This is a genomic window from Paraburkholderia sp. RL18-101-BIB-B, assembly GCF_046026985.1.
Classification (GTDB): Bacteria; Pseudomonadota; Gammaproteobacteria; order Burkholderiales; family Burkholderiaceae; genus Paraburkholderia.
The window spans coordinates 395,340-407,506 of the sequence record NZ_JARESV010000002.1 but is presented as its reverse complement, the minus strand read 5'-3'; the positions used below and the strand labels follow the sequence as shown (position 1 = coordinate 407,506).

Sequence of the window (12,167 nt, the reverse complement as noted above, 5' to 3'; positions counted from 1 at the left end):
CTGTCGGGCGAGGCACGCGCTAACGATAGAGGGGTTTCATGGACTGCGCGAGCGAACTGGTCTATGTGGTCGACGACGACACACGCGTGCGAGAAGCACTCGCTGCGCTGTTGCGCGCAAACGGAAGAGACGTCCAGACATTCGACTCTGGCGAAGCGTTTCTGGACACGCCGCATCGCAACGTCGTTGCATGTCTGATCGTGGATATGAGAATGCCAGGCATGAATGGCCTGGAAGTTCAGAAGCTAGTCGGCACAAACTCTTCGATTCCCGTTATTTTCATTACTGGAAGAGGCGATGTGCCGTCCGCGGTCCTTGCCATGAAGAGCGGGGCTGTCGATTTCCTCACCAAGCCGCTCGACGAGGATGCGTTGAAACGCGCGGTCGAGGCGGCGCTTGCCACGGCGCACGTCCTTCGCAAGGAGGCGCAAGAGGCAGCGATGCTGCAGGCGCTCTATCAATCGCTGACGCCTCGTGAGCAGGAACTGTTGCCGTTACTCGCGAGCGGTTTGCTCAACAAGCAGGCGGCAGCCATCCTTGGCATCGCCGAATACACCGTGCAGGTGCATCGCGGCAACATCATGAGAAAAATGCAGGCGGGTTCATTTGCCACTCTGGTCAGGCAGGCAAGCAAACTGCAACTCGAAACATCGCTTTGACGACGTTCTATGCCGCCTGGCTTTTGAAGGTGGACTGCTTTGCACCCGCGCACCCGCGGCGTGACGATTCTTGTGACCATTGCCATTGCGGGTCTTCCACAGATCCGCAAGCGGTACAGGGTAACCGGCTACAACAAATATGTCATATCTAGTGGCCGCTGCGCCTCGTAGTATGCAGACTCAGAGTGCATTCCCATGTTTGGTACGTCATGGCAGTGCTCAACGATCCGGGCGAATCACAACGAGGGTTGGAGGGAGCGATTGTGTTGGCGGTCCGGCTTTGACTCGTTCCTGACGACGCTATCCGTCAGCACAGCGGAGGCTGGGGCAGAAAGGAGAACGAAAGGAGAATCAATCTGGAACCTCTCGTGAAATATCAACTGTGCGGTATCGTCCTGCTCGCGGCCAGCACGGCTGCTTCGGCACAATCGAGCGTGACGCTGTATGGCCGTGTCGATGGCGGGATCGAATACCTGAATCACATTGCCAACGGCACGGGCGGCAGTTCGAGCCGCTGGAGCGCGGAAGGCGGCGACTGGGGTACCAGCATGCTGGGCTTCAAGGGCACCGAAGATCTCGGTGGCGGCATGTCCGCACTGTTTGACCTCGAAACCGCGCTGCAGATCATGAACGGCACGACTGGCGGCGGCAGGCTCTTCTCGCGCCGCGCGTATGTCGGCCTCAAGAACGAGACGTGGGGCCAGTTGCAGGCCGGGCGCAATCTTTTTATCGACAGCGACGGTGTCTGGGAATTCGATCCGTTCGTGCAGCAGGCCGTGTCGTCGGCTTCGCTCGTGCGCGGGCGCAATTGGCAGCAGACCAGCAACAACGTCGAGTACCACAGCCCGGTCTTTCATGGCTTCGACGTTCAGGGCCAGTATGCCTTTGGCAATCAGGCGAGCGGCTTCAACAACGGCGCCGAAGGCGAGTTCGGCCGCTCGGACGGCATCATGCTCACGTACCATTCACCGCTCTTCGACGTGCGCGGCATCTACGACGAGCTACGCGATTCGAGCGGGCGCTTATCCAACATCTTCACGGCCTCGCGCGAGTATTTCGTCGGTGCGAACGTGCGCGTGCAGAAGTTCAAGATCCAGGCGGCCTACACGCACTACGCGGCGCCCGATTCGCCCGCAGGCGTGGCCGACAGCGCCGACCACTACTGGCTGGGCGCCACCTATCAGGCTACGCCACGCTGGGCCATGACGGCGGCGGGCTTTTATATCCGGGTAGGCGAAGGTACCGGAGATGCTTCGCACGATCCTGGCAGCCATGCCTTGCTCTATGCACTCGGGACCACCTATAACCTAGACTCGCGTACCTTTCTTTACGGGACCGTCGCCTACGTGAACAACAGCAGGAACGGTACGTTCTCGGTGTTCGCGACGCCGCGCGATTCGTCCTCGCCGACGAGCCCGATAGCCGGCGAATCGCAAACCGGCGTGTACGTCGGAATGATGCACACGTTCTGATATGCTTTTTACCGTGCTCCGGCGCGTGAATTCGGCGTCGGTACTGGCGGCAGGCTGCATCCACTCAAGAGGGTTGAGATCATCATGACCAGTCAGTCGAATTCGCGGGGCGTGATCGGCGTCATCACATTGCTCTTTACGGTGCTGACCGCGCTCTATCTGCTGATCGGTGGCGCATGGCTGCTCGCGGTCGGCGGCTCCGCCTACTATCTCATCACAGGCATCGTGCTGTTGGGCGTGGCCTGGCTGCTTTGGCGGCGCAGTCCCGCCGCGCTCGTGCTTTATGCGCTCGTGCTGATCGGCACGGCGATCTGGGCTCTGCTGGAGTCGGGGCCCGACTTCTGGGCGCTCGCGCCGCGCTCCGGTGTGCTCGTCATCTTCGGCGTATGGTTGCTGCTGCTCATGAGCTGGCGGCTGGAGGGCGAGCGCAAGCTGGGTGTCGCGTCGCTCGTGGTCGCGCTCGTGGCATGGGCGGGCGTGCTCGTGTACGCGAACTTCAATGATCCGCAGCAGGTCAACGGCACACTGAGCGCTGCTGCGCCCGCGAGTGGCGCCAGCACCGGGATCGACGCCGCCGACTGGCCCGCCTATGGGCGCACCCAGGAAGGCACGCGCTATTCGCCGTTGCAGCAGATCACGCCTGAGAATGCGAAGGATCTCCAGGTGGCCTGGACCTTCCGCACGGGTGATATGAAAGGGCCCAACGATCCTGTCGAGATTACCAACGAAGTCACGCCGATCAAGATCGGCGATCTGCTTTACCTATGCTCGCCGCATCAGATTCTGTTCGCGCTCGACGCGAAGACGGGCACGCTCAAGTGGAAGTTCGATCCGAAGCTGCAGGCCGATCCGTCGTTCCAGCACGTGACGTGCCGCGGCGTGTCGTATGTCGATTTGTCGGCTAGCGCCACGGCGGCCGCACCCGCGGTTGCGCCGTCGAGCGATACAGCAGCAGCCGCTACCGCGCCGACGAGCGACACCGCGGCTGCCACGCCGACGAGCGATACAGCCGCAACTGCCGCCACGCCAACGAGCGACGCAGCCGCAACTGCCGCCACGCCAACGAGCGACGCAGCCGCAACTGCCGCCGCGCCAGCGAGCGACGCCGCCGCAGCCGCTACCACCCCAGCGAGCGATGCCACGGCCGCCTGCACGCGCCGCATCTACCTGCCGGTCAACGACGGCCACCTCTATGCGCTCGACGCGCTGACAGGCCAACGTTGCGAGGGCTTCGGCAACCACGGCGACCTCGACCTTCAACACGCCCAGCCGGTCACGACGCCGGGCATGTACGAGCCCACTTCGCCGTCGATCATCACCAGCAAGGTGATCGTCGTGGCGGGCGCGGTCGAGGACAACTTCTCGAACCGCGAGCCGTCGGGCGTCATCCGCGGCTTCGATGTGCGCACGGGCGAATTGCTCTGGGCGTTCGATCCGGGCGCGAAGGATCCGAATCACATTCCGGGCGCGGGCGAGCATTACACGTGGAATTCGCCCAACTCGTGGGCACCGTCCGCCTACGACGCGAAACTCGACATCGTCTATCTGCCGATGGGCGTCACGACGCCGGACATCTGGGGCGGCAACCGCACGCCGGATCAGGAGCGCTACGCCAGCGGCCTGCTCGCACTCAACGCATCGACCGGCAAGCTCGCCTGGTTCTACCAGACCGCGCACCACGATCTGTGGGACATGGACCAGCCGTCGCAGCCCACGCTCGCCGACATCACCGGCAAGGACGGCCAGACCGTGCCGGTCGTATACGCGCCGGCCAAGACCGGCAACCTGTTCGTGCTCGACCGCCGCACGGGTGTCCCCGTCGTGCCGGCACCCGAAACGCCCGTGCCGCAAGGCGCCGCCCCCGGCGACCACGTTGCGCCGACGCAGCCGTTCTCGCAGCTCACGTATCGCCCGTCGAAGGACCTGACCGACGCCGACATGTGGGGCGCCACGATGTACGACCAGCTCGTGTGCCGTGTGATGTTCCACAAGCTGCGGTATGAAGGCACGTTCACGCCGCCATCGCTGCAGGGCACGCTGGTGTTCCCGGGCAACCTGGGCATGTTCGAGTGGGGCGGCATTGCCGTCGACACCGATCGCCAGTTCGCCGTCGCGAACCCGATCGCGCTGCCGTTCGTCTCGCGTCTGATTCCGCGCGGCCCCGGCAACCCGCTGGAGCCGGTGCCAGGCGCCAAGGGCAGCGGCACGGAGTCAGGCATCCAGCCGCAATACGGCCTGCCGTACGGCGTGGTGATCAACCCGTTCCTCTCGCCGTTCGGCTTGCCGTGCAAGCAGCCGGCATGGGGCTACATCTCCGCGATCGATCTCAAGACCAATGAGATCGTGTGGAAGAAGCGCATTGGCACCGTGCGCGATAGTTCGCCGATTCCGCTGCCGTTCAGGATGGGCATGCCGATGCTGGGCGGTCCGATCGTCACCGGGGGCGGTGTCGCGTTTATCGGCGCGACGGCGGACAACTACATTCGCGGGTTCGACGTGAACAACGGCAAACAGGTCTGGGAGGCCCGCTTGCCCGCGGGCGGCCAGGCCACGCCGATGAGCTATTCGATCAACGGCCGTCAGTACGTGGTGATCGCGGCGGGCGGCCATGGCTCGTTCGGCACGAAGCTTGGCGACTATGTGATTGCCTACGCGTTGCCGCAGCAGTAAGCGGCACGCGTCGCCGGGTTGTTTCAGTGCGGCGTATCGGAAGGCTCCAGCCTGATGTAGCGGCATGCTGCACGCGCGAGAAGCGCATCGCGCATGCCGTTTTTTTGGGTCCGGTTTCTGGCGTCACGCCGGCGGTGATCCAATAAATGGGACGACGGTGCAAGCAATAGCCGGGAAGACGGGAAGCGTGGACAATAATTTCTAAATGGAATTCGCAGCCTTACAGCAACCATCTTGCATGGGATCGGAGTCAGTGCTTTGCATGGGACCAGAGTAGCGCGCTATGGACCAGAGTAAGCGCTAAAGCGCCAACGCTGGTCGACGGCCCACTCCGGTCGATAGCTAAACCACTAGCTTCGGTCGACAGTGGAGTCCACCGTGGATCTCACCGGATATGAGTTGGAGCCGCTGCACGATGACGGCGACTTCTCCCTGTATCGCGCCCGGAGACCCCGCCATCCCGTCTCGGTGCTCGCGCTGGTCGCCACCCGCACGGCCGCGCAGAGCATTACACGGCTCGAGCACGAATACGGATTGGCCTCGTTGCTCGATTCCAGCTGGGCCGCTCAGCCGCTCGCGCTCTATCACCGCAGAGAGCCGCCCATGCTCGTTCTCGACGACGACGGCGGCGAGCCCCTCCATCGCTCACTCGGCCGTCCGCTGGAGCTCACACGTTTTTTGCGCATCGCCGTCAATCTGGCGAGAGTAGTCGGTCACGTTCACCGATGCGGGCTCGTTCACAAAGACATCAAGCCGGCGAATGTGCTCGTCGACGGGAACGGTAACGTGCGGCTCACCGGCTTCGGCATCGCGTCGCAACTGCCGCACGAACATCAGCCGCCCGCGCCGCCGGAGATCGTCGCCGGGACTTTCGCGTATATGGCGCCTGAGCAGACGGGCCGCATGAACCGTTCGATCGACACGCGCAGCGATCTCTATTCGCTTGGCGTCACACTGTACGAGATGCTTACCGGCTCGCTGCCGTTCACCGCATCGGACGCGATGGAATGGATTCATTGCCATATTGCGCGCAGGCCGGCACCGCCATGCGAGCGCGTCGACGGTATTCCGAAGGCGGTCGAGGGCATCGTGCTGAAACTCCTCGCCAAGGCCGCCGAGGATCGTTACCAGACCGCGGCGGGTGTCGAAGCCGACCTGCGGTCGTGCCTCGCGGCATGGGAGGCGCACCAGCGCGTCGACCCGTTCCCGCTGGGGGCGCACGACGCGTCCGACCGGTTGCTCGTTCCCGAAAAACTGTACGGACGCGAGGCACAGATCGAAGCGCTCGTGACAGCATTCGATCGTGTCGTGGGTAGCGGGGCGGTCGAACTGGTGCTTATCTCGGGCTATCCGGGAATTGGCAAGTCGTCGGTCGTCAACGAGTTGCACAGGGTGCTGGTGCCGCCACGCGGCCTGTTCGCGTCCGGCAAGTTCGACCAGTACAAACGTGACATTCCGTATGTGCCTTTTGCACAGGCCTTCCAGACGCTCGTACGCAACCTGCTGAGCCAGAGCGACGCAGAGGTCGAGCCGTGGCGGCATGCGCTGATTGAAGCGCTCGGGCCCAACGGTCAATTGATTGTGAATCTGATCCCCGAACTTGCGCTCATCATCGGCGAGCATCCTGCGGCGCCAGTTCTGCCGCCGCAGGATGCGCAAAACCGCTTCCAGATGGTATTTCGACGTTTTCTCGGCGTGTTTGCGCGACCTGAGCATCCGCTCGCGCTGTTTATCGACGATCTGCAATGGGTCGATACGGCGACGCTCGACCTGCTTGCCCACCTCGTCACGCATCCGGACGTGAAGCACGTTCTGCTGGTCGGCGCCTACCGGGACAACGAGGTGGACGCGTCGCACCCGTTTGCGCGCACGCTCGAGTCGATCAGCCACGCCGAAAGAAAGGTGCAGCAGATAGAGCTCGCGCCGCTCACACCGGACAGCGTCACGCAACTCGTGGCCGATTCGCTTCACTGCGACAGCGCGACAGCCGGGCCGCTCGCGCAACTGGTGCATGAGAAGACCGGCGGCAATCCGTTCTTCGCGATCCAGTTTCTGACGGCGCTCGCCGATGAAGACCTGCTCACATTCGATCAGCGCGCCGCGGCGTGGTGCTGGGATTTGCCACGCATTCGCGCGAAGGGTTTTACCGAGAACGTCGCCGATCTGATGGCGGCGAAGCTGAGCCGCTTGCCTGCGCTGACGCGCGACGCGTTGGGGCAACTGGCGTGTCTCGGCAACGTCGCTGAAGTCACCGCACTGACGTGGGTTCAGGGCGGCTCTGAAGAGAAGATGCACACGAACCTGTGGGAAGCCGTGCGGACGGGTCTCGTTTTTCGCGTGGGCAACGCCTATGAATTCGCACACGACCGCGTGCAGGAGGCCGCTTATGCGCTGATTCCCGCCGACGAGCGGGCCGCCGCGCATCTGCGGATCGGCCGGGCGCTGGTGTCGCGGACCCCGCCGGAAGCGCTCGAGGATCCCATCTTCGATATCGTCAACCATCTCAATCGCGGCGCGGCGCTGATCCAGGCGGAGCCGGAGCGTGAGCAGGTCGTCGAGTTGAACCTCAGCGCGGGCCGGCGCGCGATGAATTCGACCGCCTACGCGGCCGCTCGCAGCTATCTGGCGCAAGCCGTGGCGCTGCTGTCGCCGGATGCGTGGACGCAGCGCTACGACAGCACGTTCGAACTCTATCTCGCGTTTTCGGAGTGCGAATATCTGGCCGGCGATTTTGCGGAAGCCGACGCGCTGGCCGACATGATGCTCACGAGAGCACGCTCCAATCTCGATCGTGCGAAGGTCTTCAGCCTGCGGATCGAGTTGTATCAGCTCGCCGGGAGATATGACGAGAGCTTCGCGGTCGCGCTGGTTGCGCTGCGCGATTTCGGCATCCTCTTTCCTGAGACGGATCAGGACATCCAGGCGGCCGTCGATGACGGATTGCGGGACATTCGCGTCAATCAGGCCGGGCGTCCCATCGGCGAACTGGTCGAGGTGCCGGTGGCGACGGATCCCGCGATCCGTGCAATCGTCAACCTTCTCCTTCAGGCGATGAACTGCGCTTTTGCCGCGCGGCCGGCGTTTTACCCGCTCATCACCCTCAAGGCGGTCAATCTCTCCCTGCAGCACGGCAATACCGAGAACTCCAGTTTTGCTTACGGCAATTACGCGCTGATGCTGGTGTCTCTGATCGGAGATATCCCCACCGCGGTGCAATTTTCAGAGATGTCGCTCAAGCTGAACGAGAAGTTCGGCAATCGGCGCCTGAATGGAAAGCTGCTTCACCTGTACGGCGCCCACGTCAATTTCTGGCGCTGCCACATTGCCGCGAATCTGCCGGTTCTCGAACGGGCGACCGCTGCGTGCCTGGAAGTGGGCGACCTCGTTTTTGCAGGCAACGTCGCATTCAACGCGGTTTGGCAGACCATCGAGAAAGGCGCCGCCCTCGAGGACGTGCAAACGCTCTCGGAAAAGTACGCGGCGCTCGCGCGGGAGAGCCACAACGACGCGGTGTACGAGTTGATCCGGGTCGAGCGGCAATTCGTCATCAGTCTGCGCGGCAAGACGACCGAACCGTTGAATCTGAACGACGAGACGTTCGACGAAGCAGCCTGCTTCGAGGCCATCATCAGATCGAATTTCGGCTGCGCTATCGGCGTCTATCGCATCATCAAGGTGATGCTTGCCTTCCTCGACGGCCGGTATGCCGACGCGCTGGAGGCCGCGGACCGGGCGGAGGCGGTCCTCAGTTCTGTCATGGCACTGGCGATCGAACCGACCTATCACTTCTTTCATGCGCTCACGTTGACGGCGCTTTATCCGCAGGCATCCGAGGAACAGCAGCAAGTCTATGGGCGCATGCTTGCGGCGAAACTCAAGAAGCTCGCAACGTGGGCTGAGCACTGCCCGGAGAACTATCAGAACCGCTACGCGCTGGTTTGCGCGGAGCTTGCGCGTCTGGAGGGCCGGGATCTCGACGCTATGCGCCTTTACGAACAGGCGGTCCACTCCGCTCATGAAAATGGCTTTCTACACCACGAAGGCATCGCCAACGAACTTGCCGGCCGCTTCTATCTAAGCAGCGGTCTGAGGACGAGCGCCGATGCGTATTTGCGCAACGCGCGTCATTGCTTCGCCTTTTGGGGCGCGGACGGCAAAGTCGCGCAACTCGACGGGCAATTCCCGCGCCTCGCCAATCAGGACGGGAGCAATGCTACGTCGACACTCAGCTTCGATTGGCGGCAGTTCGACGCCGCGACCCTGCTCAAGGCCTCTCAAGCCCTTTCCAGCGAGATCGAATTGACAGGTCTGATCGAGCGGCTGATGACGATAGCGCTGCAGACCGCGGGCGCCGATCGGGGCCTGTTAGTTGTCCTGCAGCAGCCGAACGGCTACCGGATCGAGGCAGAGGCGCGCATCAATGGAAACGGGATCGAGTTGAACCGGGAGCCGCCTGGCAATTCTGCCGTCCCTGCCGCCATTCTGCGTTACGTGATCCACACGCAAAAGAGCGTCATCATCGACGATGCGTTGATACCCAATATGTTCTCCCAGGACAGCTACCTGGCAAGCGGCGCCACTCGGTCCGTGTTCTGCCTGCCTCTGGTCAGACAGGGCAAACTCGGCGGCCTGCTGTATCTCGAGAACACGGCCACTTCGCATGTTTTTACGGCGCGCCGCTCGTCGCTGCTAGATTTGCTGGCATCACAGGCCGCCATTTCACTCGAGAACACCCGTCTGTATGCCGACCTTCAGGAACGCGAGGCAAAGGTTCGGCGCCTGGTGGACTCGAACATCATTGGGATCCACATTTGGGACTTTGAGGGCAACGTCGTCGAAGCCAACGACGCTTTTCTGCGCATTGTGGGTTACAGCCGGGAAGATCTGCTCTCAGGGCGTATACGGTGGCCCGATTTGACTCCGCCCGAGTGGCGTGACCTCGACGAATTGGTGAGAGCGGAATTGACGGCCGCCGGAAGCGCTAAACCGTTCGAGAAAGAATACTTCCGCAAGGATGGCAGCCGGGTGCCCGTGCTGGTCGGCGCGGCGGCGTTCGGCGATCGCGAAGGGCAGGGCGTCGCTTTCATACTCGACCTGACCGATCAGAAGCGGGCGCAACAGGACGTGCGCGACAGCGAACGGCGATATCTCGGACTCCAGATGGAACTGGCGCATTCAAACCGCGTGGCGACGATGGGGCAGTTATCGGCATCGATTGCCCACGAAGTGAAGCAACCCATCACCGCAACGGTTGCCTACGCCAGTGCGGCCTTACGCTGGCTGGCGGCGCGCCCGCCCAATCTCGACGAAGTGCGTCAGGCGCTCAACCGGATTGTCGCGGATGGCGGCCGCGCCAATAACATCGTCGACCGCACCCGCGCTTTCTTTAAAAAGGAGCCGCAGCGAAAAGACGGCTTGGACATCAACGAAGCGATTCTCGAGTTGATCGCGTTCATGCGAAGTGAAGCCAGCAAGCACGGCGTCGAGCTCGTCGTTCAGCTGGTTGATGGATTGCCGCAGATCCAGGGCGATCGGGTACAACTGCAACAGGTGATGCTCAATCTCATGATCAACGCCCTTGAAGCGATGAGTGCAATGGACGTCGGCGAGCGAACGCTTTTGATCCGAACCGGCCAGTCCGGTGCAAACGAACTCTGCATTAGCGTGGAGGATTCTGGACCAGGTCTGGACACCGAACATCTGGAAGGCGTCTTCGAGGCATTTTTTACGACCAAACCCAACGGCCTGGGAATGGGACTGCCGATCTGCCGTTCGATTGTGGAAAGTCACGGCGGACGATTATGGGTGACGTCGAACTCCGCCGGGGGCGCCACTTTTCAGTTCACGTTGCCTGCGCCAGGCAACGTCTCGCATCCGGGCAACGTTTAGGCGATCGCGCTACACGCTGACAAACGGACGGACCTTCGGCCAGGTTACTTCTGCAATATCGCGCCAATCAGCGCGAGCAGTCGTGCGTCGTCCACTGGCTTTGAGAAGAAACCGGCGGCTCCGCCGGCTTCGGCTCGCTCGAGAAGCTCCTGCGTCGCATAGGCAGTAATGAAAATGACAGGAACAGGCTGCTTCCATAGCTTGATCGATTCAAGCAGCGCGAAACCGTCCACGCCCGGCATGTGAATGTCCGCGACAACAAGCTTCAGTTCCGATCGGCGCGTATCACCCAGAAGATGGTTGGCGGACTCATAGACAATGACTCTCCAGTTTGCCGAACGAAGCAAACTGGATGTCGCCATCCGGACGAATTCGTCGTCGTCCACTACCCCGATAACTGCAGGAGAGCGCTTTGTTCTCATCTCGAGTCCGTACGGCATCGAAAGGATTCAGAAAGGCTGAATCCTTTAGGCAAATTACAGGCCTACGGACGAGGCGACAATAAGACCTTAGAATGATTTTAGTGACAGTTCGTATTAGCCGGGATCGATCCCGGCCGAAGATGGCGGCGAGAGTGCAGCGAATACAGAAATGGCTGACTCGCACTTAGTGCAGAGGCAGCACCTGCTGTAACTTCCTGACGACATCAGGCACTGAGCGCGCCTGCAGCTTATGCATCGCTTGGGCCCGATGGATCTTGACCGTTACCTCGCTCAGGCACAGGAGGTCGGCGATCTGCTTGTTCAACAGCCCGTCGGCGACCAGCCTGATGACTTCCCGCTCGCGCGCTGTCAGCGAATCGTATGTTTGACGGATGCCCGCAACGATCCTTTCCTGACGCTTTAATTCAATATCCCTTTTCAAGGCAGCGGCGATCGTATCGATCAGATCCTGATCCTTGAACGGCTTTGTCATGAAATCGAAGGCGCCCGCCTTCATGGCCTTGACGGACATCTCGATGTCGCCGTGCCCGGTCAGAAATATGACCGGGAATCGAACACTCTCTTTAAAGGGCTCCTGCTGCAGGGTCAAGCCGCTCGTGCCGCGCAGACGAACGTCGAGAATGAGACAGCTCGGCACGTCCGGCATGTCCGTGGCCAGAAAATCGTCGGCCGATTCGAACGCCCGCACGTGAATGCCGACTGACATGAGTAGAGAGGTTAGGGCGCCTCGAATGGACTCGTCGTCGTCGACCACATACACAAGCGAGTCCGGCAATGATTCACTTCCCGCCCCAACGTTGTCATGTTTCATCGCTCGATCTTCGAAAAGTTCGTTACGCTAAGTGACGCCGATACTTTTCGTATAGTAAGCAATGCTCGCGCTTATCGCTACCCGTTGCGCATGGTCTTTCCTGATGTCATTGAGCGGCAACTCATACCGTTGCCCGGTAGCTCGAAGGCAATAAAGCAAGGATTCCGTTTCTTCTGACGAATCGAGCGGTCGGCATGACGGAAGTCGTATCCTGCGTATCCGA

Annotated in this window: 6 protein-coding genes; 4 read left to right on the top strand and 2 right to left on the bottom strand. The window is 61.6% G+C overall.

All coding sequences use genetic code 11. From position 1 onward, the window contains the following. Nucleotides 1-38: 38 nt before the first annotated feature. From P0D73_RS04865 to P0D73_RS04850, 4 genes are all read left to right on the top strand, one after another. The gene (locus P0D73_RS04865) at nucleotides 39-659 is read left to right on the top strand and encodes a response regulator transcription factor (protein ID WP_408430059.1); all 621 of its coding nucleotides are present in this window, start codon (nucleotides 39-41) and stop codon (nucleotides 657-659) included. Between the two features lie 368 nt (nucleotides 660-1,027). Beyond that, nucleotides 1,028-2,131, top strand: coding sequence for a porin (locus P0D73_RS04860; protein WP_408430056.1), 1,104 nt, complete (start codon nucleotides 1,028-1,030; stop codon nucleotides 2,129-2,131). 84 nt (nucleotides 2,132-2,215) lie between these two features. After that, the gene (locus P0D73_RS04855; RefSeq protein WP_408430053.1) at nucleotides 2,216-4,801 is read left to right on the top strand and encodes a glucose/quinate/shikimate family membrane-bound PQQ-dependent dehydrogenase; all 2,586 of its coding nucleotides are present in this window, start codon (nucleotides 2,216-2,218) and stop codon (nucleotides 4,799-4,801) included. Nucleotides 4,802-5,179: 378 nt separating this feature from the next. Beyond that, nucleotides 5,180-10,690: a trifunctional serine/threonine-protein kinase/ATP-binding protein/sensor histidine kinase gene (locus P0D73_RS04850; protein WP_408430050.1), complete on the top strand. Its 5,511-nt coding sequence runs from the start codon at nucleotides 5,180-5,182 to the stop codon at nucleotides 10,688-10,690. Nucleotides 10,691-10,734: 44 nt separating this feature from the next. Here the strand turns inward: P0D73_RS04850 and P0D73_RS04845 are convergent, their stop codons facing one another. Both P0D73_RS04845 and P0D73_RS04840 read right to left on the bottom strand, forming a co-directional pair. Then, a complete protein-coding gene (locus P0D73_RS04845) occupies nucleotides 10,735-11,076 on the bottom strand; it encodes a response regulator (protein WP_408175717.1) in 342 nt (113 codons plus the stop codon). A gap of 220 nt (nucleotides 11,077-11,296) precedes the next feature. Continuing rightward, a complete protein-coding gene (locus P0D73_RS04840) occupies nucleotides 11,297-11,944 on the bottom strand; it encodes a response regulator transcription factor (RefSeq protein WP_132374911.1) in 648 nt (215 codons plus the stop codon). Between the last annotated feature and the right edge of the window lie 223 nt (nucleotides 11,945-12,167).

Coding starts and splice junctions, on each gene's coding strand:
- P0D73_RS04855 (WP_408430053.1), top strand. CDS start 2,216: ATGACCAGTCAGTCGAATTCGCGGGGCGTGATCGGCGTCATCACATTG.
- P0D73_RS04865 (WP_408430059.1), top strand. CDS start 39: ATGGACTGCGCGAGCGAACTGGTCTATGTGGTCGACGACGACACACGC.
- P0D73_RS04840 (WP_132374911.1), bottom strand. CDS start 11,944: ATGAAACATGACAACGTTGGGGCGGGAAGTGAATCATTGCCGGACTCG.